This window comes from Xanthomonas arboricola pv. juglandis, from assembly GCF_905367715.1.
Taxonomy (GTDB): Bacteria; Pseudomonadota; Gammaproteobacteria; order Xanthomonadales; family Xanthomonadaceae; genus Xanthomonas; species Xanthomonas arboricola.
The window spans coordinates 4,700,068-4,725,236 of the sequence record NZ_HG999362.1; the positions used below are offsets into that span (position 1 = coordinate 4,700,068).

General features: G+C 65.7%; 20 protein-coding genes and 2 pseudogenes. 6 read left to right on the plus strand and 16 right to left on the minus strand.

Annotation, left to right across the window (positions count from 1 at the left end; all coding sequences use genetic code 11):
- Positions 1-96 precede the first annotated feature (96 nt).
- From KHN93_RS20310 to KHN93_RS20320, 3 genes are all read right to left on the minus strand, one after another.
- Complete coding sequence (locus KHN93_RS20310) at positions 97-471, minus strand: DUF2147 domain-containing protein (RefSeq protein ID WP_104560359.1); 375 nt, start codon at positions 469-471, stop codon at positions 97-99.
- 699 nt (positions 472-1,170) lie between these two features.
- Positions 1,171-1,554 (minus strand): hypothetical protein, encoded by a 384-nt coding sequence (locus KHN93_RS20315; protein ID WP_016902740.1) that lies wholly within the window; start codon positions 1,552-1,554, stop codon positions 1,171-1,173.
- On the minus strand, positions 1,554-2,558 hold the full coding sequence (locus KHN93_RS20320) for an NADP-dependent oxidoreductase (RefSeq protein ID WP_244812158.1): 1,005 nt from the start codon (positions 2,556-2,558) through the stop codon (positions 1,554-1,556). Before KHN93_RS20320 ends, KHN93_RS20315 begins: the two co-directional genes overlap by 1 nt.
- Before the next feature lie 59 nt (positions 2,559-2,617).
- Between KHN93_RS20320 and KHN93_RS20325 the strand changes: the two genes are divergently transcribed.
- Both KHN93_RS20325 and KHN93_RS20330 read left to right on the plus strand, forming a co-directional pair.
- Positions 2,618-3,217, plus strand: a complete 600-nt coding sequence (locus KHN93_RS20325; protein WP_244812159.1) for a TetR/AcrR family transcriptional regulator — start codon at positions 2,618-2,620, stop codon at positions 3,215-3,217.
- Between the two features lie 124 nt (positions 3,218-3,341).
- Positions 3,342-4,031, plus strand: coding sequence for a hypothetical protein (locus KHN93_RS20330; RefSeq protein ID WP_016902737.1), 690 nt, complete (start codon positions 3,342-3,344; stop codon positions 4,029-4,031).
- A gap of 376 nt (positions 4,032-4,407) precedes the next feature.
- Here KHN93_RS20330 and KHN93_RS20335 read toward each other — a convergent pair.
- Positions 4,408-4,586 (minus strand): annotated as a pseudogene (locus tag KHN93_RS20335) (type VI secretion system contractile sheath small subunit); the annotation flags it as partial.
- A 288-nt stretch (positions 4,587-4,874) separates the two neighbouring features.
- Here KHN93_RS20335 and tagK point away from each other — a divergent pair.
- Positions 4,875-5,505, plus strand: a pseudogene (gene tagK / locus KHN93_RS20340) (transcriptional regulator TagK).
- Positions 5,506-5,665: 160 nt separating this feature from the next.
- Here tagK and KHN93_RS20345 read toward each other — a convergent pair.
- The 6 genes from KHN93_RS20345 to KHN93_RS20370 form a co-directional block, all read right to left on the minus strand.
- The gene (locus KHN93_RS20345) at positions 5,666-6,112 is read right to left on the minus strand and encodes a universal stress protein (protein WP_024937550.1); all 447 of its coding nucleotides are present in this window, start codon (positions 6,110-6,112) and stop codon (positions 5,666-5,668) included.
- A 376-nt stretch (positions 6,113-6,488) separates the two neighbouring features.
- Positions 6,489-7,127, minus strand: coding sequence for a hypothetical protein (locus KHN93_RS20350; RefSeq protein WP_146092563.1), 639 nt, complete (start codon positions 7,125-7,127; stop codon positions 6,489-6,491).
- A 114-nt stretch (positions 7,128-7,241) separates the two neighbouring features.
- Entirely contained in the window at positions 7,242-9,428 is a 2,187-nt protein-coding gene (gene uvrD / locus KHN93_RS20355) for a DNA helicase II (RefSeq protein WP_211921222.1), read from the minus strand.
- A gap of 303 nt (positions 9,429-9,731) precedes the next feature.
- Positions 9,732-11,126 (minus strand): FAD/NAD(P)-binding protein, encoded by a 1,395-nt coding sequence (locus KHN93_RS20360; RefSeq protein WP_211921224.1) that lies wholly within the window; start codon positions 11,124-11,126, stop codon positions 9,732-9,734.
- Positions 11,127-11,389: 263 nt separating this feature from the next.
- Positions 11,390-12,808 (minus strand): cardiolipin synthase, encoded by a 1,419-nt coding sequence (cls, locus tag KHN93_RS20365; protein ID WP_039814846.1) that lies wholly within the window; start codon positions 12,806-12,808, stop codon positions 11,390-11,392.
- A gap of 13 nt (positions 12,809-12,821) precedes the next feature.
- A complete protein-coding gene (locus tag KHN93_RS20370; RefSeq protein ID WP_211921226.1) occupies positions 12,822-14,132 on the minus strand; it encodes a LysR family transcriptional regulator in 1,311 nt (436 codons plus the stop codon).
- A gap of 101 nt (positions 14,133-14,233) precedes the next feature.
- Here KHN93_RS20370 and KHN93_RS20375 point away from each other — a divergent pair, with 101 nt between their 5' ends.
- From KHN93_RS20375 to KHN93_RS20385, 3 genes are all read left to right on the plus strand, one after another.
- Positions 14,234-14,905: a 4-carboxy-4-hydroxy-2-oxoadipate aldolase/oxaloacetate decarboxylase gene (locus tag KHN93_RS20375; protein ID WP_211921228.1), complete on the plus strand. Its 672-nt coding sequence runs from the start codon at positions 14,234-14,236 to the stop codon at positions 14,903-14,905.
- On the plus strand, positions 14,898-15,953 hold the full coding sequence (locus tag KHN93_RS20380) for a 4-oxalomesaconate tautomerase (protein WP_211921230.1): 1,056 nt from the start codon (positions 14,898-14,900) through the stop codon (positions 15,951-15,953). Before KHN93_RS20375 ends, KHN93_RS20380 begins: the two co-directional genes overlap by 8 nt.
- Positions 15,954-16,187: 234 nt before the next feature.
- Entirely contained in the window at positions 16,188-17,210 is a 1,023-nt protein-coding gene (locus KHN93_RS20385) for an amidohydrolase family protein (protein WP_104571213.1), read from the plus strand.
- A 347-nt stretch (positions 17,211-17,557) separates the two neighbouring features.
- On the opposite strand, the gene rpmG is transcribed toward KHN93_RS20385, so the two are convergent.
- The 6 genes from rpmG to KHN93_RS20415 form a co-directional block, all read right to left on the minus strand.
- Positions 17,558-17,725, minus strand: coding sequence for a 50S ribosomal protein L33 (gene rpmG, locus KHN93_RS20390; RefSeq protein ID WP_002809462.1), 168 nt, complete (start codon positions 17,723-17,725; stop codon positions 17,558-17,560).
- 13 nt (positions 17,726-17,738) lie between these two features.
- Positions 17,739-17,975, minus strand: coding sequence for a 50S ribosomal protein L28 (gene rpmB, locus KHN93_RS20395; RefSeq protein WP_002809459.1), 237 nt, complete (start codon positions 17,973-17,975; stop codon positions 17,739-17,741).
- 202 nt (positions 17,976-18,177) lie between these two features.
- Entirely contained in the window at positions 18,178-21,357 is a 3,180-nt protein-coding gene (locus KHN93_RS20400) for an efflux RND transporter permease subunit (protein ID WP_211921232.1), read from the minus strand.
- Between the two features lie 323 nt (positions 21,358-21,680).
- A complete protein-coding gene (locus tag KHN93_RS20405; protein ID WP_211921234.1) occupies positions 21,681-22,943 on the minus strand; it encodes an efflux RND transporter periplasmic adaptor subunit in 1,263 nt (420 codons plus the stop codon).
- Positions 22,944-23,152: 209 nt separating this feature from the next.
- Entirely contained in the window at positions 23,153-24,424 is a 1,272-nt protein-coding gene (locus tag KHN93_RS20410) for a TolC family protein (protein WP_211921236.1), read from the minus strand.
- A gap of 55 nt (positions 24,425-24,479) precedes the next feature.
- Positions 24,480-24,863 carry a hypothetical protein gene (locus KHN93_RS20415; RefSeq protein WP_016902720.1) on the minus strand — a complete coding sequence of 128 codons (384 nt, stop codon included), beginning with the start codon at positions 24,861-24,863 and terminating at the stop codon, positions 24,480-24,482.
- Between the last annotated feature and the right edge of the window lie 306 nt (positions 24,864-25,169).

Genomic DNA, 25,169 nt, shown 5'->3' on the forward strand with positions numbered 1-25,169 from the left:
CGCATTGGCGACCGGGTAGGCATTTCAAAACCAAACGGTTTAGCTCGCCTGCGCCGTCCCTGGCAAACGCGCGTGGGGCCGTGGATCAGGCAGCCATCAAGGTGCGGGCTGCCAGGTCGGCCCCTGGCAGATGAAGGCCACGCAGCCCTCCACCTTCAAGGAGCCATCCGCCCCGCGCGTGAGCTTGGCGTTGTAGGTCTTGCCGGATTCGGGGTTGTAGATCCTGCCTTTCCACAGATTCCCGGCATCCACCAGTTCGCTGAGGATCACCGTGCCTTCCATCGGGTTGTTGCGCTTGCCCGGATCCGGATTGAAGACATCGGTCTTTGCACTACCGGGCTTGCTCCTCAAGACCTTGACGATGGTGCCGCAGAGCGACGCGCCACAGGGCCGGATTTCCACCAGGGCCTGCTGGTTGTCGGTGAACCATTTCCCGGTGATTGGTTCGGCGGCGAATGTCGGTGCACTCAACGTCGCAAAGGCAAACGCAAGACAGCTTATGACTGAGATCGGGTTCATCGGATTTCCCCAGACGTCGATACGACGCGTATGGCACGCGGATTGACAAGCTACGGCGGTGCTACTGCCGCCGCTGCAGCTTGCGTTGGATCAAGCGAATCGAAGCGTAGCGACGCGGTCTTGGGAGATGATTAGAAGCCTGGAACTTCGCAGGAAGCTCTCAAGGGTTCTGTCTGATCCATTGCACCAGCGACCAACGGCGTCGCCGAATTCAGCATCGACGGCAAGACCGTGGACGCCGCCTATCTCCAGGGCGCAACCGTGCCGCTCAATGTCGCCGCCTGCCTGGCGTTGCGATGTGATTCGGCACGAGCAGGGAAGGTCTGCCGATCAACGTGCAGATCGTCGGCAAGTGGCAGGCGGAATCCACCATCCTGCACCTCGCTGCGCTACTGGAGAGCGTCAGTTCCGTACGCAACCTGCATCCGGTGCCGTGACGACAGCGCCCGGAGTTGGCCACTCCCGGGCGCTTTCAGTTCGACGCGGGCAAGCGGCCTACAACACACAACGGCCGTCATCAGGCGGGTGTGGAAGACGCACCCAGAATCTGGGTATACACGTGTTACATGCCGCACTGCACACCGGCTGCGCGTACCTGGCGGTGAGCGCTGCAGTGTTTGTTGCTGCTCTTCGGCGTCATGACAGGTTGGCTTATGCCACTGCAACTGAATGAACCGCTTCCTCGATCCACAGAAACCGCCCATCGGCATCGCGCTCGGCGAACACGTAGACATCGAGCGCGGCCGCTGCGCCATCTCGCATCGCAAGGGCAATCGTGTGCCGCTGCGCGTAGCGATTGCCGCAACAAAACTCGTCGCGTACAACAAACGTGGCGTGCTGCAGATCTTCGCGTAGCTGCACGATGCGTTCGCGCACGGCAGCGCGGTCTTCCCGAAGGCCGTTGGTACATTGACGAAAGTCGGGGCTGAAGTGCCGGTCCATGGCCTCTTCCACGCTCAGCTGGCGATTGTTGAGCAGGTCATCGACAGCGGCCTTGAGAACATTCGTATGCAGGAGTGCCTGGCGGTCGTCCATCACTCAACGGTCATCACAATCTTGCCCTGGATGTGGCCTTGCGCGGCGCGTTCGTGTGCCTGCCGCGCCTGCGACAGATCGAAGCTGCTGTCGATGGCTACGCGCACGGCACCGGACTGTAATAGCGGGGCCAGTGCAGCGAGTTGTGCGCCGCTGGACCTGACCTGGGTGGTGGAGACGCTCACACCCAAGGTGCCGGCGGCTTGCCGGCCATCGAATCCGAGCGGAAAGATTGGAAACAGCGCTCCACCACGTTTGAGCGTGTGGAGGAATCGCCCCGTCGCCGGACCGCCCACGGCATCCACGACCAGATCTGCCTCGCTGATGGCATCTTCCGGCGTTACCCGGGTGTAATCGATGAATACATCTGCGCCCAACTCACGCACGAATGCTTCGTGTCTGCCTGAGGCGATCGCAACCACGTGTGCACCCTTCCATTTCGCCAACTGCACTGCAAAGTGACCGACGCCGCCGGCGGCACCGTTGACCACCACGGTCTTGCCGTGCAGCTCCACCGGCACATGCGGCATCGGTTGCAGCGGATTGGGTGCGTTATGCCCTTGTTCGACCATGAACTGCCAGGCCGTCAACAGCGACATGGGCGCACCCGCAGCGTGGGCATGATCGATCCCGGACGGTTTGACGGCGACCTCGCCCGCTGGTGCGGTCACATACTGTGCATACGCCCGGCTGCCTCCGGCCAATCCGCTCGGAAAGCGCACCATCGCATAGACCTCCTCGCCCACCGACAGCCCTTCGACGTCGTCGGCGACTGCTTCGATTACGCCTGACACGTCCGTGCCCAGAATCAACGGAAAATCCACCGCCGGGCGCCACTGCGCGGGCAGCGCCTTGTAGCCCTCACGCAGGTACCAGTCGGGGGGATTCAAGCCGACGGCGCGCACCCGAATCAGCACCTCGCCCGATTGCAGCGCAGGCATAGGCGAATCTTCGTAGCGGAGCACGTCGGGCCCGCCGAATGCGGTCTGACGGATGGCTTTCATCGTCTTGATCTTTTCTGCAGTGGCTGGCATGCGATACCCTTAACGGAACGGTGCTCCGAATGTACGGAGCACTGCTCCGAATGTACAGGGTGGATATGAGAGCCGACGCACAAAAGAACTATGAGCGCTTGCTGGACGTGGCGCGGCAAGCCCTCGCAGAATCAGGAGCGGAGGCATCGCTGCGCGACATCGCCCGCCGTGCCGGAGTCGGGCTGGGCACCTTGTACCGGCACTTCCCCACACGTGAGGCGTTGCTGGAAGCGCTATTGCGCAGCAGCTTCGAAGACCTGGCGACCAAGGCCGATGACTTGCAGCACGCAGACGCATCGGACCGGGCATTGGTGCTGTGGCTGCAGGACATCATCGACTTCACGCACCGCCAGCGCGGCGTCCTTGCGCCGATGATGTCGGCCATCGAAGACGAATCCTCCGCACTGCACGGCTCCTGCGTCAGGCTACGCTGCGCTGGCGCGGCACTGCTGGCGCGAGCCCAGGCAGATGGCAAGGCGCGTGCCGACATCGACGGAGACGAACTGTTCGACCTCATCGCCGCGTTGGCCTGGCTTCGCGAACAGCCATCGCATACCGATCGGTCCGGCCGCTTGTTCGAGGTCGTGACCGAGGCGATTCTCGTTGGTGCCCCTGCAGCGAAGCAGTAGATAAGCTAGGAGCAGCAGCGTTGCAACGACCGACGCGTCTGACCCGACGCCCTTTCTTCAGCAACTTCGGGCAGCTGTGCTTACCTGGTCACGATGACGCCCCCTGATAAAGAGAACAAGCGACATGGAACTGTCCAAAGCCGTCGGCATTTTCTTTCTGGCACTTCTTTTCATCAATTATCTGCTCTTTATGGAGCCCAGTTCTGCGCCCAACTTGGGGCATCGTGTCCGTTGGCGTCGTTGGCTCCATCGAGCATTGGCCTATCCTATTTGTCATACCATCGGCATCGCACTGGCCAACGCTTTATTGGATCAATTGGCTAGCATCATCCCGACACAAGTTGAGGCAATCGAGCGCAATTACTGGATGATATTGGTGATCTTGCCCCTTCCGTTTTCACTAGCCCTCATGAAGCTGGGCATCTGGTCCCAGCGCTTTCTTGGCTATGAACAGTGGCCTAACCCCCCCGCCATACCCGCCTGGGTTCCAGCACAACCACGTCTAGAAGGCTTTGAAAGGATCGATCTTCAGGACGACGCGTTGGTGCAGGAACTTGCCAGGTCGCATTGGAATGTCATGCATGAAGCACTGATGCGTGATGCGCCTCTGTACGATGCGTATTGTCTACAGCGTGCCCTTCTCAATAATCACTTATTGCAGGTTGAACCTCAGTTGGCTGAAAGCGCCTCCAAGACCTACCAACAAGAAATGATCAGGCAAGCCTTGATTGCTGAGGCACACAGGGCGGCTACACAGGCAGCGCATGGGCCGCCGAGCAACCCAGCGATCACTGAGAAAACAACGATTCACTGACCGAGCTATGCATTGCGCTTTACTCGGGAGCGGCTGGAAAACGGCTCAGTCTCCCGAAGTCCAACAATGCCTTCGAGATAATGCGTGCAGTGATCTGCGGTGAGCACGTTGGCGGCCGACGATTCCAGCACCATTTCGGTCGCACACGACCGCTTATCGGCGCGACGCAATCTGACAACGCTTACTTGCGCGCAAGGACACAGGCCGCCCTATGCTCAGCGCATGGCCGCCTCGAATAGCTTGCGATTGAACCAGGTGGACCTGGCGATGGGCAGGTAGGCGTCCCAATTGCTGGGTAGCAACATCGTGCTGTCCTGGTCCAGCTCCGTCAGGCCCCTTCCGGTTCGGAGGCAGGCTTGGCCGCTGACACCAGCGACTGCAATGCCTTGCGATCGTCCAGCGACGGCAGCTCATATTGGCGCCGGACAGGTCCGACATCACGCCCATCACGAACGGAATCTGCACCTTCTCCTGCGCGCCGTAGACCTCCGCGTCGTATTCGATCTGCACGCATGGCGCCCGATTGCGGGCGATGAACTTCTGACGGCTGGCCATGCCTGATTTCCGATTGAGCTTGCCCGTTGCGCCAACGTGCGGGGCACGTGCGCTGTCTTGTGGCCTGGATATCGCCGGCCCGGCCGATCGCCTGGAGCCTGCGTGCGACGCCGGTGCTGCTGGCCTGCCCGCAACTACCGCACCACGCGGACCCAAGCGACAGGCCGTGCGATGACGCCCCTTCAGCAGTGCGGCGAGTCTAGGAATGCCCCTGCACACAACCGGCAAATCCTCTCACTCGTGCCGATGCGTGATGCGCGGCCGACTTCATGAAAGAAACGTGATGGGTTGGCGATGCTTTTTTCGGTTGATCGAAGGACAGGCCCCGGAGGTGGGCCGCAGGCAGTACCGCATGAGCATCAGCTACTACAGCGCCATCGTTCCGCAAGCGTCCTCGACCATGGAGGCGCATGCGTCGCTGATGATCGATCTGCTGGCCTACATCGAGCAGCACATCGGCGAGGCCGAGCTCGGTACCGAGTCCCTGCAGCAGGCGTTCGGACTGTCGCGTGCATCGTTGTACCGGCTGTTCCAGTCGCGCGGGGGCGTGGCCAGCTATATCCGCGAGCAGCGCCTGTGCGCCGCGTACCGTTATCTGCAGGCCTACCCGGAGTGCGGCCTGACCTGGCTGCTGTACGAAATGGGCTTTGCATCGGAGCGGCAGTTCCAACGCTGTTTCCAGCAGCGTTTCGGCATGCCGCCGATGCACTGGCGCCGCCAGTGCCGCGCCGCGCCGCCGACGCATTCGCCACGCCGCGGACACTACATGCCGGTGTGGCGCTTCATGCGCGAGCTGAGCGAGGATGCGCAGCGCGATCACGCATCGGTGCGCGCCGGCACGCTGCCGGTGCAGTCCGCCACGCTGGCGCATACCGAAGCGCTACGGCGTCTTGCACAGCCGGCACCAATGGAAAGCTGACCTCCAATTCGCAAGCCGCAATCCGCGTAGGAGCGCGCATGAGCGCGATGAGGCTTTACCGATAACGCCCCGTCGCGCTCAGGCGCGCTCCTACGAGGATTGTGCGACTTGGAACGTAGGACGCTTTGCATCTGCTCTGGCGCAGCAAAACATCCAACGATCAGCGGATCACCAGCACCGGGATCGAACTGTGCGTGAGCACCTCCACCGTCTGGCTACCAAGCAGCATGCGGCGCATGCCACGGCGGCCGTGCGAGGTCATGATGATCAGATCGCTGTTGCACTCCTTGGCGGTCTGCACGATGCCTTCGGCGGCGAAGCGGTCCAGCACGTGGCGCGACGTGGCCTTGATATTGGCCGCAGCCGCCAGCTCCAGCGCCGGGCGCAGGATCTTCTCTGCGGCAGCTTCGCGTTCCTTGCGGTACTCCGGACTTGCCTCGTAGCCCACGCTCCAGCCCATCGCGTCGTACATGCCCATTGCCCACGGCTCGGACACGGTGACGATATCGACCTTGCCGCCAGTCGCCTTGGCCAGTTCAAGACCCTGGAACAAACCACGATGCGACAGCTCGGATGCATCGATGGCGATCAGGATACGTTTGTACATGGTGATCTCCGAAGTGACTGGCAGCATCGCCGGTGATGGCAGCCTGACAGGGTCCAGCGACGCAGACATTGATGTGGATCAATCCAGCTGCGGCGGTCGCACTGTTGCTCAAGCAGGGTTGTAGAGCTCGCCCGACGCATTTTCTGTGCATCCTGCCGTCTGTTGCTCTGCGTTCGATTCGATCGCAGGGTGTCACGGATGATGCTGTGAATGCATCGGGCAGCGCACAACGGCACGCTCGTAGTGACGGTTACATGTCCAATTTACGACCGCAATGCGTAGATGCAACGCGCTCGTCTGCTGTCGGATGCGTTGCACGTGTACGCATGACATGAAAACTTTCGCTGGCCGCTGATATTGCCCAGCTCGGCAGCCTCTAGCAGGACTGGCTGAAATTTACGAATGCTCCAGTGTGATCATCATAGAAAATGTATAGCTGCGCAGTGTCGTGACGGAGGCTGCCAATATCGATCTGCCCTACAAACACCAACGGCCGTCCTTCAACGATAGGCCAATCAGGGCCTTGCAGCCACTTCGGCGCCGATTTCAAGAAACGAAAATCCTGCGCGATCTTGTCTTTTAAAATTCTCACTAGTTCCTTTCCCTTGCTATCGCCCTGACCTTCGATAGCAAGGGAAAAGTACCAGGATGGAAGATCAAGCCATTTGGGCTGAACTTTTAGTGTCAACTCGAGTAACTCGCCATATTTTTCACTACAGACATGCGCAACCTCGTGTTTCTTCAAGAAGCTGCAAAGTAGTTTTTGAACATTGTAGACAGAGCCGATCCGGCTGTAGTCCTGGCTGATCAGATGCGTGTAGAGATCAGCTTCCTGGATGTAGGCAGGAAGTTGAACTTCATTCTTTAGAAGACGTTCGAAGGACGCATATGACTGAATCTTCCGTTCAAACTCCTCTGCAGAAATCGAGGCTTCCACAAAAGCTTTTATCGTCGCTTCCACCATCATTGCTTCGCTCCGTCCTGTGGAAATTCGCGCATCGCCACTGCCAGCCACGACGTACCCTCCTCCGGCGCTGCGCGCCACCTTCTCCCGATGGGAGAAGGGAAAACCTCGTTGTCCAATCAGCAGCGGCCACCACAGTGCGTCTCCCCGTAGTAGAAGAAACGCCTACATCACCGTCAAATTCGCATACGCCATCACCAGCCACTTGGCGCCGACGTCATCGAATTGCACCTGCACCCGCGCGTGCGCACCGGCCCCCTCGTAGTCCACCACCACGCCGCTGCCGAACTTGGGGTGTTGGACATTGGCGCCGAGCTTGATCGGCGCAGCTTCGACCACGCCATGCACCGGTCCGCCGCGGGCCGCGCCCAGCGAGGCGGTGCGCGAGACCTGCACTTTCGGGCGTACCTCGTGCAGCAATTCGCGCGGAATTTCGCGCAGGAAGCGCGAGGGCACGTTGTAGTTGTCCTGGCCGTGGATGCGTCGCGATTCGGCGTAGCACAGCACCAGCTTCTGCCGCGCGCGGGTGATGCCCACATAGGCCAGGCGGCGCTCTTCTTCCAGCCGGCCGCTTTCTTCCAGCGAGCGAGCGCTCGGGAACAGGCCATCTTCCAGGCCGACCAGGAACACGATGGGGAATTCCAGGCCCTTGGCCGAATGCAGCGTCATCAACTGCACGCCTTCTTCGCCGGCCTGGGCCTGGCCTTCGCCGGCTTCCAGCGAGGCGTAGGCCAGGAAGGCCACCAGCTCGGTCATGCCCTGGCTGTCTTCATCGTCCGGGCGGGTGAAGCGCGAAGCCACCGACACCAGTTCGTCAAGGTTCTCGGTACGCGATTCCGAATCCAGCCCGCTGCGGCTTTCCTTGGCCCAATGCTCGCGCAAGCCCGAGCGCATCAGCACATGGTCGATGCGTTCGGCCAGTTCCATGTCGCCGGTTTCGGCATGCAGCTGGCCGACCAGGCTCAGGAACGTGGCCAGCGCATTGCGGGCGCGCGCGGCCAGGGTGTTTTCCTGCGTGGACAGCATTGCCGCTTCCCACAGCGACAAGGCGTTGGCGCGTGCCAGGCGGCGCACTTCATCCAGCGTGCGATCGCCGATGCCGCGCGTGGGCGTGTTGACCGCGCGCTCGAACGCGGCATCGTCGCTGCGGTTGGTAAGCAGGCGCAGGTACGCCAACGCATCCTTGATTTCGGCACGCTCAAAGAAGCGCATGCCGCCGTACACACGGTACGGCAGCTGCTCGGAAATCAGCGCTTCTTCCAGCGCGCGCGACTGCGCGTTGCTGCGATACAGCACCGCCACTTCGCCATAACTGCCGCCATCGCGCACCCACTGCCGCGCGCGTTCGACCACATAGCGCGCCTCGTCGACCTCGTTGTAGGCCGCATACAGGTCGATCGGATCGCCGTCGCCGGAATCGGTCCACAGCTGCTTGCCGATCCGGTCCGGGTTGTGCGCGATGACCGCATTGGCCGCGCCCAGGATATTGGCGCTGGAGCGGTAGTTCTGCTCCAGCCGCACGGTCTGCGCGCCGGGGAAATCCTTCAGGAAGCGCTGGACGTTCTCGACCTTGGCGCCGCGCCAGCCGTAGATGGCCTGGTCGTCGTCGCCCACCACGAACACGTGGCCGGTTTCACCGGCCAGCACGCGCACGAAGGCGTACTGGATGGCGTTGGTGTCCTGGAACTCGTCGACCAGGATCTCGCGGAAGCGCGCACGGTAATGCGCCAGCAAGGCCGGGGTGTCGCGCAGCAGTTCGTGCGCGCGCAGCAACAACTCGGCGAAATCGAGCAGGCCGGAGCGGTCGCAACGTTCCTGGTAGGCGGCGTAGACCTGCCGGCGTACTTCGGTCCAGTCGTCGTTGGGCTCGGGCTGGATATGCTGCGGACGGCGGCCTTCGTCCTTCTGCTCGTTGATCCACCAGCTCATCTGCTTGGGCGGATACTTGCCCTCGTCCAGCTCCAGCGCCTGCACCACGCGCTTGACCAGCCGCAGCTGGTCGTCGCTGTCCATGACCTGGAAGCCTTCCGGCAGCCGCGCGTCCTGCCAATGCAGCCGCAGCAGCCGATGCGCCAGCCCATGGAAGGTGCCGATCCACATCCCGCGGCTGCCGTTACGCAGCTGCAGGTCGGTACGGTGGCGCATTTCGCCGGCGGCCTTGTTGGTGAAGGTCACCGCGAAGATGCCGTGGTTGGGCACGCCCTGGACTTCGTTGAGCCAGGCGATGCGATGGATCAGCACGCGCGTCTTGCCGGAGCCGGCGCCGGCCAGCACGAGGTAATGCCCCGGCGGCGCGGAAACGGCCTCGCGCTGGGCGGGGTTTAAATGATCGAGCAAATGAGAGACATCCACCGCCGCATTTTACCGGTTGTGGCGTCGCTGCGGCTGAGATTGCGATGAAGCGGTTGGGAATGCGGGGTTTCGCACGCACCCTCATCCGTCCCTGCGGGGCACCTTCTCCCGGTGGGAGAAGGGAGTAAGCCCCTCTCCCATCGGGAGAGGGATTGGGGTGAGGGTACGGGGCGAAGCAGTCGGTGCATCACTTCCGAAGGCGCGTGGCGACGCGTTTGTCACTGCAGGCACTGGTAGATGTCTGAGGCGCCCTCATCCGGCACTACGTGCCATCTTCTCCCGTCAGATCTCGCGGCTGGCCGATCAATCGCCGCCTGGTAGCCCCAGCACATCCCGCGCAATCGCCGCTGCCTGCTCACGCAGCTCCGGCACTGCCAGGCTCTCCCACAACGACCCGATCCGCAGGCTGCCGATCACCCGCAACCGCGGATTGGCGCGCCCCTCCGCGTCGATCAGACAGCCATCGGCAGCGGTATCCACCCCGATCCCATGCGGCCCGGCCACCGCAATGCCCTGCCCCAGCAGCTGCTGCAGCAGCGGGTTGCGCATCGCCTGCACGCGCATTTCCACGCCGGTGGCGTTGACCAGCGTCTGCACATCCAGCTGCAAGGCATGCCCGGCACTGGCGCCGGCACTGAGCCGCACGCAGGCGCCGGCCTGGAACGCCACATCCAGCCGCGCGCGATGCAGCTGCAATTGTCCGCGCGCGCGCATCGCCTGCAGCTGCGCATGCACCGGCGCGGCGATGCGGTGACGATGCACATCCCAATAGCGCACCACGTGGCGCAGGAAGCGGCGTTGGTCGGCAGCCGACAGCGTTTGCCACAGGGCCTGACTCAGCGGGCGCACACGCTCCATCACGCTCTGCCAGGGCAGGCCTTGCGCCATCGCCACCCACGCATGCTGCCGCAAGCTGCGCATCCGTGCACGCAGCGACAGCGCCAGCAACGGCTGCGGATCGAAGTCCGCCGCAACGCAGTGCGCCTGCGGCAACGGCAGCAGCCCATGCCGCGACACCACGTGCACCGCCCCGCGATGCGCCTGCGCGGCCAGCGTCACCACCGTGTCGGCCATGCTCAGTCCCGAGCCGACGATGCACACCGCCGCGTCCTGCGGCAACGCGGCGACCGCTTCGGTATCCCAGGCTTCCACCCGCTGGGTTGCCGACAGGCCGGTGGCCCCGCGCAGCGGCAACGGCCGCAACGCATTGCCTACCGCCAACACCACGCTGCTGGCGTGCAGGGTCTGCCCATCGTCGAGCTGCAACCGCGCGCCGTCGGCACCGGCTTGCAGCGTCTGCACGCGGGCGCTGTGCACGGTGAGCGTCGCCGGGCTCTGCGCACGCGCGGCCTGCAGGCGTTCGCGCAAGTAGGGCGCGTAGTGCCGGCGCCCGACGAAGTGCTGCGGCAGCTGCACGTCCTCCAGCTCCGGGCAGCAGGCGTGCGCACGCAGGTAATCAACGAAATCCTGCGGCGCCTCCACCAACGCACTCATCCGCGCAGCGGGCACATTGAGCAGATGTTCGGGACGCGCGGTGGAGTAGGCCACGCCCTCGCCCAGCACCGCCTGCGGCTCGATCAGCACGATCTGCACCGGTGCCACGGCCTGACGCAATAGCTGCAGCGCCACCAGCACCCCGGATGCGCCACCGCCAACGATGGCGATCACTGCATCGCCGGGACCACGCAATTCATTCATCCGGCAATTGTAGGCGATGCGTCGCGTCGCACCGATGACAGCGGCCATGCCCGCCGCGATGGCCGGGATAGCCCCGCGCGCACACGCCAGCGCGACGCACCCCGTCCAACAAAGCGGTCGCCGAACGCGTCCATTCGAGCGCGGGCGCGTTCGCATGCAGCGCGATCTTGCCGCCCCAGACGCGTCCCCCACTTCACCTGCCACCGCAGGCACCCACTGCGCCACAACGGGCGCTGCGCGCGCATGGACCGCGCCCGCACGGACTACATCAACGCATCGGCCAGGCGCGCAATGCCTTCGCGACTGCGGCGCCAGGCCGGGCGCGTGCGCCACTGCTCCAGCTCCAGCTGGCGTGCGTTGGCCAGGTAATCCTGCTCGATCGCACGCAGCCGCTGCACCACGCCCTGGTCGTAGCAGAGCATGCCGATCTCGGCATTGAGCGCGAACGAGCGGATGTCCAGGTTGATCGAGCCGACCAGCGCGATGTCCTCGTCCATGCTCAGGTGCTTGGCATGCAGGAAGTGCGGGCGATACAGCGCGATCTTGACCCCGCAACGCAGCAGCTCTTCGAAATACGCCTCCTGCGCCCAGGCCGCCAGGATCTGGTTGTTGCTCTCCGACAGGATCAGCTGCACATCCACGCCCGACACCGCAGCAATGCGCAAGGCACTGAGCAAGGCTTCGTCGGGGACGAAATACGGTGTCACCAGCACCACCTTGCGCCGCGCCAGATGGATCACCGCGTTGATCGCATCGCGCGCATTCTCGAACGGATACGCCGGCCCGCTAGGCAGCAGCTGCGTGGCGATGTTGGCCTCGCACACCGGCGCATCCGGCCATACGTCCAGGCGCTGTCCGGTTTCGGTGAACCAGTCGCTGGCGAACACCGCTTCCAGATGATTGACCACCGGCCCGCGCACGCGCGCCACCAGCTCGCGATTGGGCACCCCGTCGATGAAGCCGGCCTCGGCCAGGTTCTGCGAGCCGACAAAGCCCACCTGGTTGTCGATCACCGCAATCTTGCGGTGGTTACGCAGATCCATGCGCCCGCTGCGGCGCCAGCGCAGGCCACCGGGCAACACCGCCAGCACGTCCACCCCGCCAGCCTGCAGCTGCTTGCGGTAATGGCGCAGACCGCGCTTGGCGCCCACCGCATCCAGCAGCACGCGGCAGCGCACGCCGCGCGCACCGGCACGCAGCAGCGCGGCGACCACCGCGTCGCCCACCGCATCGTCGAACATCAGGTAATACAGCAGATGCACGCGCTTTTCCGCCATGTCGATCGCGGTGATCAAGGCCTGCAGCGACTGCGTGTAGTCGTCCAGCAAGTCCACCGCATTGCCCAGCGTGGGCATGAAGTCGCCCTGGCGTTCGATCAGCGGCACCACCTCGGCGCTGCTGGTGTCCGCCTGCGGGGTCCAGCGCAGGGCATGCAGCGGCAGTTGCTGCTCGCGGATCACCTGCGAGGCAGTGGCCTGGCGTTCCACCCGCACCCGCGATAGCCACGGATGCCCGAACAGCAGATACAGCGGCAGGCCGACCACCGGCACGAAGCCGATCAGCAGCAACCAGCTGCGCGCCGCACCCGGCGTGGTGCGGGCCGGAATCCACAACAGCGCGGCCAGGCGAATCGCCCAGTCCAGTGCCAACAGCCAGGTCCCTTGCAACCAGTCAGGCAGCATCAGCGATCCGTTCTCAAGAAGGCCCCGATTCTGACCGCCCGGTGCGTGAACGCAACGGGGCGGGCGCGTCGATCGGCGCGCAATAGCGAAACGGCCCACCCTGCGCATCGGCCGGCTGCACGCGCTCGGCACAGACCTGCCGCAGCGTCTGCACGAATGCCGACTGCGCGCGGGTGGGATGCCAGTCGCTGCGCAGCGTCATGCCGATCTGGCGGCGCAGCTGCGGCCCGGCGCGGCCGACCTCGCACAGCAAGCCGGCGCGGCGCTCGAACAGGAACTGGTCGCGCGACATCAGCGTGAGCCAGTCGCCTTCCAGCAGCAGCCCGCGGATGGTCAGCTCCGCGCCGCATTCGATGCGCAGCGCCGGCGGCTCGATCCGCTGATCGCGAAACATCTGCTCCCAGCGTGCGCGCACCGGCGTGCCGGTGGTGGCGATCACCCAGGGATAGTCCAGCAACTGCGCGAACGCGTAGGCGCGCCCGGCCAGCGGATGCCCGCTGCGCGCCACGATCACCGGCTCGTCGTCGAACAATGGCTCCTGCAGCACATCGCGCACCGGCAACGGCTCGCGCAGCGCACCGATCAGCAGGTCCAGCCCGCCCTCGCGCAGATGCGCCAGCAACTCGTCATACGGGCCTTCGACCACGTTGACGCTGGCACCGGGATGCGCGCGCGCAAACCGCGCCAGTACCTGCGGCAGCAGGATCGCCCGCGCCAGCGGCATCACCCCTAGCGCGATCCGGCCGGCGTGCTGCGAGCGCAACGCGCTCACTTCGTCCAGGCCCGCGCGCAATTCGGCCAGCGCCAGGCGCACCTGCCGCAGCAGCCGCGTGGCCACCGGCGTGGCCTGCATGGTCTTGCCGCGGCGCACCGTCAGCGGTACCTCGATCACATCGGCCAGCGACTGCACCGCGCGGTAGATCGCCGGTTGCGAGACCCCGGCGCGCGCCGCCGCCAGCGAATAACTCCCGGCCACATCCACCGCGACCAGCGCCTGCAGCTGACCCAGCGAGACCCGTCGCTCCAGGCCGGGCCGGGCCGGCAGCCGCAACGCCCGCCGCGCCACCCGGATGCCGCGACCCAGTTGCTCCAACGCCCGCGCGATGCGCGGCACCAGCAACTGCGTGGCCTCGGTGGCGACCATGCCGCCCGGATGCCGTTCGAACAGGCGCACGCCGAGCTGCTGTTCCAGCCGCGCCACCGCCTGGGTCAATGCCGGTTGCGACAGATTCACCTGCGGCGCGGCCGCGCTGATGCTGCCCAGCCGGTGCACCACCACCAGGGCGTAGAGATGGCGAAGGTTCGGCTCGGGAGTCGGCGGCATGCTCTAACTATAAGCAAAACCAATATGCATACCTCAAATGAATCTTGAGCCAGCAGGCGATCGCCGCACAGACTCAGTGCACCCCTAACGAGGATGGATGGATGAGCCAGGTCGTCACCCGGATCGAGCGCACCCCGTTGGCCGTCGTCGACGGGCTTGCGCAGGCCGGCGTGGCCACCGTGCACGAGGCGCAGGGGCGCAGCGGCCTGCTGCACCATCGCCTGCGGCCGATCTATGCCGGCTGCCGCATCGCCGGCACCGCCGTCACCGTGTCGATCCCGCCCGGCGACAACTGGATGATGCATGTGGCCATCGAGCAACTGCAGCCCGGCGATGTGCTGGTGGTCGCCCCGACCAGCGCCTGCTGCGATGGCTATTTCGGCGACCTACTCGCCACCTCGGCACAGGCGCGCGGCTGCCGCGGGTTGATCATCGATGCCGGAGTACGCGATGTGCGCGACCTCACGGCGATGCAGTTCCCCGCCTGGAGCCGCGCCATCTGCGCGCATGGCACCATCAAGGAGACGCTGGGCTCGGTCAACGTGCCGCTGGTCTGCGCCGACGCGCTGGTGCAGCCGGGCGATGTGGTGGTGGCCGACGACGATGGCGTGTGCGTGGTGCCGCGCGCCAGCGCCGACGCGGTGCTGGCCGAAGCGCAGGCACGCGAAGCGCGCGAACTGCGCAAACGCGAGCGCCTGGCACGCGGCGAACTGGGCCTGGACATCTATGCCATGCGCGAGCGGCTGGCGGCCAAGGGCCTGCGCTATGTCTGAGCACATCCGCGCGATGTGGATGCGCGGCGGCACCTCCAAGGGCGGCTTTTTCCTGGCCGACGAGTTGCCGGGCGAGCGCGCCGCACGCGATGCCTTCCTGCTGCGCGCCTACGGCTCGCCGGATGTCCGCCAGATCGACGGCATGGGCGGCGCCGATCCGCTGACCTCCAAGGTCGCGATCGTCTCGCGCTCGGCACGCGACGATGCCGACGTGGACTATCTGTTCCTGCAGGTGTCGGTGGACCAGGCACAGGTCAGCGACGCGCAGAACTGCGGCAACATGCTGGCCGGCGTTGCGCCGTTCGCGCTGGAGCGGGGCTTGTTGCCCGCACGCGATGGCGAAACCGATGTGCGCATCTTCATGCGCAACACCGGCACGCTGGCCACCGCCAGCGTGCAGACGCCCGGCGGCCAGGTGCGCTACGACGGCGACGCGCGCATCGACGGCGTGCCCGGCACCGCTGCGCCAATTGCGCTGGCATTTGCCGACATCGCCGGCTCCTCGTGTGGCGCCTTGCTGCCGACCGGCAACAGGGTCGACACCCTGGAGGGCGTGGAGGTCACGCTGATCGACAACGGCATGCCCTGCGTGGTGCTGCGCGCCAGCGATCTCGGCATCAGCGGTTACGAAGACCGCAACACCCTCGATGCAGATGCGGCACTGAAGACCCGCCTGGAATCGCTTCGTTTGCAAGCCGGCCCGTTGATGCAGCTGGGCGATGTTGCCGAGGCCACCGTGCCCAAGATGATGCTGGTCGCCGCCCCGCGCCATGGCGGCGCGATCAGCGTGCGCTCGTTCATTCCGCACCGCTGCCACGCCTCGATCGGCGTGCTCGGCGCCGTCACCGTGGCCACTGCCTGCCTGCTGCCCGGCTCGCCCGCGCATGCTCTGGCGCAGCTGCCTGGCGGCACCACCCAGCAGCTGGAGGTCGAGCATCCCAGTGGTGCGAGCAGCTGCGTGATCACGGTCGATTCGCACGGCAAGGTGGTGCGCGCTGCCGTGCTGCGCACTGCACGCAAGCTGTTCGATGGGCAGTTGTATGGCTGAGCGGATGGATGCGCCACCACGCTGGATCGATCGCCATCGGCCATGCCCGTCCCACGACCTGCGCCTGCGGCGCGGCATGGCCGACACCGCGTGCTGCAGCGACCTGCGCGTGAGCATCCATGCGCGCACCACACCCCACGTGGGCACCTGCAGGTTCCGCGCACCGGGTGGGCCCGCCTTTCGCGTACGTGGTCGTTTGCTCACCGATCCCGCCGCCTCAACAAGACCCTTGCCATGATCATCGACTGCCACGGCCACTACACCACCGCGCCCGCGGCGCACGATGCCTTCCGCAAGGCGCAGATCGCGCAGTACGACGACCCGAGTTTGCCCGCGCCGGTGTATCCGTCCATCTCCGACGATGCACTGCGCGACAGCATCGAACAGCACCAGCTGCGCCTGTTGCGCGAGCGCGGTGCCGACATGACGATTTTTTCGCCACGCGCCAGCACCATGGCGCACCATATCGGCGACGAAGTAGTCAGCCAGGTGTGGACGCGCCACTGCAACGACCTGATCGCGCGCGTGGTGCAGCTGTATCCGCAGACCTTCATCGGCGTGTGTCAGTTGCCGCAGTCGCCGGGCGTGCCGATCGCCCAGTCGATCGCCGAGCTGCAACGTTGTGTCACCGAACTCGGGTTTGTCGGCTGCAATCTCAATCCCGACCCGTCCGGTGGCCACTGGAACGGCGTGCCATTGACCGATCGCGCCTGGTATCCGTTCTTCGAAAAGATGGTCGAGCTCGACGTGCCGGCGATGGTGCATGTGTCGGGCAGCTGCAACGCCAACTTCCACGCCACCGGCGCGCATTATCTCAATGCCGATACCACCGCGTTCATGCAGTTTCTCCAAGGTGATCTGTTCGCTGATTTCCCGGACTTGCGCTTCATCATCCCGCACGGCGGCGGCGCGGTGCCGTATCACTGGGGCCGCTTCCGCGGCCTGGCCGACATGCTCGGCAAGCCGCCGCTGTCCACGCATGTAATGCGCAATGTGTTCTTCGACACCTGCGTGTATCACCAGCCCGGCATCGATCTGCTGTTCAAGGTCATCGACATCGACAACATCCTGTTCGGCTCGGAGATGGTCGGTGCGGTGCGCGGCATCGACCCGCAGACCGGCCAGTATTTCGACGACACCAAGCGCTACATCGATGCCTTGGCGATTTCCGACGCCGACAAGCGCAAGGTATTCGAAGGCAATGCGCGGCGGGTGTATCCACGCCTGGATGCGCAATTGCGTGCGCGTGGGCTGTAGCTGCGCTTCCTTCTCCCATCGGGAGAAGGTGCCCCGCAGGGGCGGATGAGGGACGCCTCGGAGAGTGGTCATCGGCTGCGATGCCAAACGCGTCGCCGCGCGCCTTTAGAAATGAAACACCGGCTGCTTCGCCTCGAACTGCCAACGACTGACGGTGCGTGCAATCGGAAAAACGACGTTTCGCTTGCGAGTGGCTTCGCCCCGTACCCTCACCCCGCCCCCTCTTCCGGAGGGAGAGGGGAGTGCACGCTGACCATTGTTGCAATCAACCCCCGCAACACTCCACAAACGCAAACACCCGCCTTGCGGCGGGTGTTTGCCTGGATGCAGATCGGGTAATCGGTGGATTACTTGATCTTGCCTTCCTTGTACATCACGTGCTTACGCACGACCGGGTCGTATTTCATCATTTCCATCTTCCCCGGAGTGTTCTTCTTGTTCTTGTCCGTGGTGTAGAAGTGGCCGGTAGCGGCCGAGGAAATCATACGAATCTTGTCACGCTTGCCTTTTGCCATGACTGCTTACTCCTCAGACCTTTTCGCCGCGCGCACGCAGCTCTTTCAGAACGGCATCAATCCCGTTCTTGTCGATGGTGCGCAATGCATGCGCGGAGACACGGAGCTTCACCCAACGGTTCTCGCTGGCGACCCAGAAGCGGCGCTCATGCAGGTTGGGCAGGAAGCGACGACGGGTTCTGTTGTTTGCGTGGGAGACGTTGTTACCCGTCTGCACACGCTTGCCGGACACTTGGCATACGCGGGACATTACGCACCTCGATAAATGAATTGCCACCCATAGCCTGGGGAGCGGCGGCCCCGACAGCGTCAAGCTGCCACGCAACGTTGGGAATCAAGAACTTACGCTGGGAACAAGCCGGCAACCCCATCGCGTTGGGTGCCGCCATCCGGAGCGATCCGGGCACAGCGAGCCGCGCATTATGCACGGCTTTCCTATGTGCCGCAAGCACTTAGACCGCACTCCCCGCCCGCTCGCGGTGCAGCCAGCGATACAGCACCGGCAGCACCAGCAGGGTCAGCAAGGTCGACGAGACGATGCCGCCGATCACCACCGTGGCCAGCGGGCGCTGCACCTCGGCCCCGGCGCCGACATTGAAGGCCATCGGCACAAAGCCCAGTGCGGCCACCAGCGCCGTCATCAGCACCGGGCGCAGGCGGCTCAGCGCGCCTTCGCGCAAGGCCTGCTCCAGCGACATGCCCTCGGCCCGCAGGCTGCGCACGAAGGCGATCATCACCAGGCCGTTGAGCACCGCCACCCCTGACAGCGCGATAAAGCCGACACCGGCGGAGATCGACAACGCCAGGCCGCGCAGCGCCAGCGCCACCACGCCACCGGTCAGCGCCAGCGGCACGCCACTGAACACCACCAGCGCATCGCGCAGCGAACCGAACGACCAGTACAGCAGCGCGAAGATCAGCAGCAAGGTGCCCGGCACCACCCAGGCCAGCCGCTGGCCGGCGGAGATCAGTTGCTCGAAGGTGCCGCCGTAGCCGATCCAGTAGCCGGTGGGCAGCACGACCTCGGCCTGCACACGCTGCTGCACCTCGGCGACGAACCCGCCCAGGTCGCGGTCGCGCACATTGGCGGTGATCACGATGCGGCGCTTGCCGTCTTCGCGATTGATCTGGTTGGGCCCGAGCACGGTTTGTACCTTTGCGACCTCGCGCAGCGGCACCGTGGTCGGTTCGCCACTCCGCCAGCCGGCCGCGCGGCTGGACTCGTCGGCATCGGCGCGCTCGCCATCGCCACGCAGCGGGATCGGCAGATCGGCCAATGCCGTCGGGTCCTGCCGCAGGCCTTCGGGCAGGCGCACCACGATGTCGAACCGGCGGTCGCCTTCGAACAACTGCCCGGCCGCCTGCCCACCCACCGCCGCCGACACCGTGTCCTGCACCACGCCGGGATTGAGCCCGTACCCGGCCAGTGCGACGCGATCGGGCACCACCGCCAGCATCGGCAGGCCGGTGGCCTGCTCCAGGCTCACGTCGGCCGCACCCGGCACCTTGCTGGCGACTTCCTGCACGCGCTGCCCCAGCTTGACCAGCGTGTCCAGGTCATCGCCGTAGACCTTGATCGCCACATCCGCACGCACGCCGGAAATCAGCTCGTTCATGCGCATCTGGATCGGCTGGGTGAACTCGTAGTTGTTGCCGGGCAGCTGCTTCACCGCTTCCTCGATCTCGGCCACCAACTGCGCCTTGGGCTTGCGCGGGTCCGGCCATCGCGCGCGCGGATGCATGATCAAGAACGTATCGGCCACCGACGGCGGCATCGGATCGGTCGCCACTTCGGCGGTGCCGAGCTTGCCGAACACATGCGCCACCTCCGGAAACTGCTTGATGCGTTTTTCCAGCGTGGACTGCATGGTGATGGCCTGTTCCAGGCTGGTGCCGGGAATGCGCAAGGCGTGCAGCGCGATGTCGCCCTCGTCCAGGTTCGGGATGAACTCGCTGCCCAGGCGCGTGGCCAATACCGCGCACAGCGCCACCGCCACCACCGCACCGAGACCGACCCAACGGCCGTGATGCAGCGCGCGATCCAGCAAGGGCGCATACACGCCGCGCGCCCAGCGCATCGCGCGGTTCTCGTGCTCGGCCACCTTGCCGCCGAGCAACAAGGCGATCGCTGCGGGGACAAAAGTGAGCGACAGCAGCATCGCACCGCTCAGCGCCAGCACCACCGTGATCGCCATCGGATGGAACATCTTGCCCTCGATGCCGGTGAGTGCGAACACCGGCAGATACACCGCCGTGATGATGCCTAGGCCGAACAGGCTGGGCCGGATCACCTCTGCCGTGGCTTCGGCGGTCAGTTCGAAACGCTCGTCGCGCTCGAGCACCCGACCCAGGCGCAATTGCGCTTGCCCGAAGCGGCGCAGGCAGTTCTCCACGATGATCACCGCGCCATCGACGATCAAGCCGAAATCCAGCGCACCCAGACTCATCAGGTTGCCGGACACGCCACCGCGCACCATGCCGGTGAGGGTGAACAACATCGCCAGCGGAATCACCGCCGCGGTGATCAGGGCCGCACGCACATTGCCCAGCAGCAGGAACAGCACCACGATCACCAGCAACGCGCCTTCGATCAGGTTCTTGGCGACGGTGACGATGGTGCGGTCCACCAGCGCGGTGCGGTCGTAGACCGGCACCGCCTGCACGCCGGCCGGCAAGCTGGCATTGGCCACTTCCAGCCGCTGCGCTGCGGCCTGCGCCACGGTGCGGCTATTGGCGCCGACCAGCATGAACACCGTGCCGAGCACCACTTCGGTGCCGTCCTGGGTGGCCGCACCGGTGCGCAACTCGCGCCCCTCGCCGACCTGCGCCACATCGCGCACCCGGATCGGCACGCCTTGGCGCCGATCCAGTACGATCGCCCCGATCTGCGCGATATCGTCCACCTGCCCCGGCACCCGCACCAGGAACTGCTGGCCGTTACGTTCGATATAGCCGGCACCGATGTTGCGGTTGTTCGCCTCCACCGCGCGCGCCACATCGTCCAGCGTGAAACCCAGGGCGACCAGGCGTGCCGGATCCGGAGTGATGTGGATCTGCCGCGCGTAGCCGCCGATGGTATTGACCTCGGTGACGCCAGGCACATTGCGCAACTGCGGGCGCACCACCCAGTCCTGCAGGGTGCGTAGATCGGTGGCCGTCCACGCACTGCCATCGGGCTTGCGCGCATTCGCTTTGGCTTCGACCGTGTACATGAAGATCTCGCCAAGCCCGGTCGCGATCGGCCCCAGCTGCGGCTCTAGGTCGGCCGGCAGTTGCGACTTGACCTGCTGCAGCCGCTCGGCCACCTGTTGCCGCGCAAAATACAGGTCCGTGCCATCGGCAAAGACCGCCGTCACCTGCGACAAGCCATAGCGCGACAACGAACGCGTGGATTCCAGGCCGGGCAAGCCCGCCAGCACCGTCTCCAGCGGAAACGTCACCCGCTGCTCCGACTCCAACGGCGAGTACCCCGGCGCGGCCGTGTTGACCTGCACCTGCACATTGGTGATGTCCGGCGTGGCATCGATCGGCAGGCGCGAAAAACTCCATGCCCCGATCGCAATCAACACCGCCGTCAACGCCAGCATCAACCACCGCTGCGCGATCGCGAACCGAATGATGTTAGTGAGCATGACGCGCACCTCCACGCACACGCGGCGCAACGGCGTGCGCAGCCACGCCGATCAGTGCGTAAGTACGCACGCACGACGCCGGCGCAATCGCAGCGGGCTGCCGTCGGCCAGCGGCACTGCAGCCAGGATCCCGACCCTCGCCGCTATCGCGATCGCCCCCGACGCATCTAACCTTTGCCGCGCAGATTCTCACGCTGTTGCTGGCGTGATCGCCTGCGCCGTAAGTGCGTGGATGACGTAAAAAACGTTTCACCGAAGAATGGACGAACTGGTCGCAAGCACGCGCTTGCGGTCGAGGCAGACGCAAACCGGAAGCGCAGCGATCAATGATCATGCGACGCCCCCGACTTCTCGATATCCGCCTTCACCAGATAACTCTGCTCCACCACCACCGCGTCACCCGCGGTCAGACCCGACACCACCTGCACCTGCTGCGCATCGCGCGCGCCCAGTGTCACCGGCCGCACCTCGTACACATCTCCCACCCGCACGAACACCACCTCCCAGTCGCGAAACTGCTGCAAGGCCCCCACCGGCACCACCATCGCCGCCGGCTGCTGCGCCACCGTCACCCGCGCCTTCACCGCCGAGCCCGGCCGCCACAGGCCATCGCTGTTGCGCAGCACCGCGCGCGCCACCGTGCTCTGACTCGCGGTGGCCGTGCCCGGCAACACGCGTTCCAATGTGGTCTGCGCCACCACGCCATCGCTGATGCGCGTCACCGTCACCGGTGCGCCGGCGGTGATGTGGCCGGCATCGGCGCCGAAGATGTGCAGATCCACCCACAGGCTCGACAGGTCGGCAATCTCGAACAACGCCTGGCCTTCGCTGGCGTTGCTGCCCAGGCTGGCATTGCGGGCGAGCACGGTGCCGCTGATCGGTGCACTGACCGAATACGTGGTCAGGCTCAGGTTGCTCTCCACCGTGGCCAGCACCTGGCCGGCACGCACCTGGTCGCCGACGTTGACGCGCAAGCTGCGCACCGGCCCGGGAAAGCGTGCGGTGGCCTGCGCCTGCGCACCTTCTGCCGGCGTCAACAGGCCTTGTACTTCGTGCTGGTCGGCGATGCTGCCGGGGCCGACCGGCGCGACCCGGATGCCGGCGTCCTGCGCGATTTTCGCCGCGATGGTGGTGCGCCCTTCATAGCTGGGATAGGCCCAGCGATGCGACCTGCCCTGCACGGTGGCGCGCACCTCCACATCGAACGAATGCGGCTCGCCGACCGTGCTGTCGGCCAACAGGCTGCCATCGTCACGCGCGCGCAATCGATGCACTTCGTTGATCCCGCCGAGCCGGGTCAACCGCACTTCGACACTGCCGGCGCTGGGCGGCAACGGCTTGCCGTCGCGATACAGCCAGGCTTGATACGTGGGTGGCGTGCCGTCTTCGGCAATCGCCAGCTCCACGCTGTCGTCGCCCTGTTCGAGCAGGCGCCCGCCGTGCGCGCCTTTTTCGGCTTCCTCGCCATGTGCGTCGGCGTCGCCCTCGGCACCGGGCGTTGCGTGGTCATGCGATTGTTCGCCGTTGCGGCCGCAGCCACCCAGCAGCAGCGCCAGCAACAGCGGCGCGAGCAGAAAACGTGTCATCGAAGAAAATCCTGGTTGGCGCCGACGCTGTGTGTCGGGCGAACGAACGAAGAAGGTGTGCGCTGGATGTCTTGGATGCGCAGTAGGCGCGCGCAGCGCTTGGCGACTGCTGGATGCCGATGCGGTTGCAAGCGTCGAGGCCGGTACCGACGCAGCGGCTCCAGGCGGACGCAGGCAGGCAGGGCGAAAATGCGCAGCGGAGGTAGCGCTCATGGCCCCACCTGCGCAGTGCTGTCGGCCACGAACGGCTGCCCGGTCAGGCGCTGGATTTCGATCAATGCGGTCTGCGCTTCCAATGCGGCGGCCAGTTGCTGCTGGCGTGCATCGCTGCGCTGTGCCTGCAGCTGCGCCCAGTCCAGATAACTGGTGGCACCGGCGCGGTACGCACGCTCGGCGGCGGCATCGGCGCGCGCAAGTGCGGGCAGTACATCGCTGCGCATGCGCGCCACTTCCAGCTGCGCGGCGCGGTAGCGGCCATGCGCGTCGGCCAGCGTCGTGTAGAGCGCCAGTGCCTGCGATTGGCGTTCGATCTCCAGTAACGACAGCTCCGCTTCGGCGGCGCGGATCTCCGGTTGCGCACGCGCGGCGCTGCCCAGCGCCAGTGAGACGCTGCCGAGCAGTGCGGTGGCGTCATTGGCTTCGAGCCGGCGCACGCCCACCTGCCAGTCCAGGTCGGGGCGCACCTGGCTGCGTGCCAGCCGCACCCGCGCCTCGCGCACGCGCTGCTCACCGTTCAAGCGCGCCAGTTCGGGAGTGGCATCGAGCAGCTGCGCCAGCACCTCGAATTCGGGAATCGCCGGCAGCTGCAATGGGTCGCCGGTGACATCGCCGAAGTCAGGCGTGCGCTGGCCCCACAGCACCGCCAGCTGGCGGCGTACAGCCAGCAGCTCCTGCTGCGCGCGATCGCGCTCCAGTTCCGCGCGCGCCTGCAGGGCCTGGGCGGTCAGCAGCACCGATTCGGGCGATGCGCCGGCCTGCAGCCGCTGGCGCGCGGCACTGACGGTGCGTTGGCGCTGGGCCAGGGTTTCCAGCGCAGCCGCATGCCGTTGCGCGGCCATGCCGATGGCGAGATAGCGCCGGGCGACTTCGGCCAGCACGTCCAGCCGCGCCAGCGCCCGCTGCGGGGCCAGTGCATCGATGCGCGCCTGGGCCAGGGTGCGGCGCGCGTCCAGCTTGCCGCCCCGTTCCAGCACGCCGGCCAGGGTGACGGTGAGTTCGGCCTGGTCCAGCGCGCGGGTCGGGCCGCTGCCGAACACGTTTTCCAGTTCGGCGCCGATGCGCAACGGCGGACGCAACGCGTCGCGCTCGGCTTCGGCGGTGAGGACCGCGCGCTGGCCATCGGCCAGGCGCAGGTCGGGGTGCTGCCGGGCGACGCGCGCGATGGCGTCGTCCAGGGTCAGCACGGGCTTGGGCGGTACGTCCTGCGCCATGGCGCACGGCACGACCGCGAAGACGGCAAGTGCCGTCAGTCGCAACCACATGAGGGTGTCTCCGGAATCGGGATCGATGGACAGGCCGGCAGCCGCCGGCGATGCATCAGGCCGCGATCGGGGGACGCAATCCGGTCTCGCTCAGATGCGAGCGGTAGTACGCGAGCACGGCCACGGGCTGGGCCTGCGTGTGCGTGGACAACGGCAGCCAGGCCAGTGCCGGCAAGACGGCCGGATTCTGGCCGTGGCAGTAGCCGCTATGCATCAGGGCGTGCATCAGGCCGGCCCCATCGCGCTCGCCGGCATCGCCTTCGTCGGCACCGTCATGGCCGTGCGGCGCGGTGTCTTCCAGGTGCATCTGGTCGTGCGCCAGCGCATGCACATCGCCCAGCGCGCAGGCCACCGGTGCGACCAGCACGCCCATGGCCAGCACCGCCAGCGCCATCAGGCGCAGCAAGGGGTGCAACAGGCGGGCGCGACGCAGCAGCATGGGCGCAGCGTATCGGGGCCGGGGCAGTTACACAATCGCATGCACGGCCTGGCGCGCAGCGTCGTAGGAGCGGACCTGGCCGCGACGCCATCCGGTCGGATCGATGGCATCACACCAGGATGCCGGTTGCGCGCGCACAGCGCGCGTAACGTCGGTCGCCAGCGATCACCTGATGATTCAAGCCATGACGGCGCCGGGGGCGGGACGGCGTCGCGGCCGGGTCCGCTCCTACGTGGAGCGGACCGTTTGGCCAGCGCCATCAGGCGCAACAGGCGGGCGCGACGCAGCAGCACGGACAGCCGTAGG

Excerpts from the sequence above, each read along its gene's own strand:
- KHN93_RS20315 (WP_016902740.1), bottom strand. The coding sequence starts at position 1,554 with ATGGACGACCGCCAGGCACTCCTGCATACGAATGTTCTCAAGGCCGCT.
- KHN93_RS20320 (WP_244812158.1), bottom strand. The coding sequence starts at position 2,558 with ATGAAAGCCATCCGTCAGACCGCATTCGGCGGGCCCGACGTGCTCCGC.
- KHN93_RS20325 (WP_244812159.1), top strand. The coding sequence starts at position 2,618 with ATGTACGGAGCACTGCTCCGAATGTACAGGGTGGATATGAGAGCCGAC.
- KHN93_RS20330 (WP_016902737.1), top strand. The coding sequence starts at position 3,342 with ATGGAACTGTCCAAAGCCGTCGGCATTTTCTTTCTGGCACTTCTTTTC.
- KHN93_RS20345 (WP_024937550.1), bottom strand. The coding sequence starts at position 6,112 with ATGTACAAACGTATCCTGATCGCCATCGATGCATCCGAGCTGTCGCAT.
- KHN93_RS20360 (WP_211921224.1), bottom strand. The coding sequence starts at position 11,126 with ATGAATGAATTGCGTGGTCCCGGCGATGCAGTGATCGCCATCGTTGGC.
- cls (WP_039814846.1), bottom strand. The coding sequence starts at position 12,808 with ATGCTGCCTGACTGGTTGCAAGGGACCTGGCTGTTGGCACTGGACTGG.
- KHN93_RS20370 (WP_211921226.1), bottom strand. The coding sequence starts at position 14,132 with ATGCCGCCGACTCCCGAGCCGAACCTTCGCCATCTCTACGCCCTGGTG.
- KHN93_RS20375 (WP_211921228.1), top strand. The coding sequence starts at position 14,234 with ATGAGCCAGGTCGTCACCCGGATCGAGCGCACCCCGTTGGCCGTCGTC.
- KHN93_RS20380 (WP_211921230.1), top strand. The coding sequence starts at position 14,898 with ATGTCTGAGCACATCCGCGCGATGTGGATGCGCGGCGGCACCTCCAAG.
- KHN93_RS20385 (WP_104571213.1), top strand. The coding sequence starts at position 16,188 with ATGATCATCGACTGCCACGGCCACTACACCACCGCGCCCGCGGCGCAC.
- rpmG (WP_002809462.1), bottom strand. The coding sequence starts at position 17,725 with ATGGCAAAAGGCAAGCGTGACAAGATTCGTATGATTTCCTCGGCCGCT.
- rpmB (WP_002809459.1), bottom strand. The coding sequence starts at position 17,975 with ATGTCCCGCGTATGCCAAGTGTCCGGCAAGCGTGTGCAGACGGGTAAC.
- KHN93_RS20400 (WP_211921232.1), bottom strand. The coding sequence starts at position 21,357 with ATGCTCACTAACATCATTCGGTTCGCGATCGCGCAGCGGTGGTTGATG.
- KHN93_RS20405 (WP_211921234.1), bottom strand. The coding sequence starts at position 22,943 with ATGACACGTTTTCTGCTCGCGCCGCTGTTGCTGGCGCTGCTGCTGGGT.
- KHN93_RS20410 (WP_211921236.1), bottom strand. The coding sequence starts at position 24,424 with ATGTGGTTGCGACTGACGGCACTTGCCGTCTTCGCGGTCGTGCCGTGC.
- KHN93_RS20415 (WP_016902720.1), bottom strand. The coding sequence starts at position 24,863 with ATGCTGCTGCGTCGCGCCCGCCTGTTGCACCCCTTGCTGCGCCTGATG.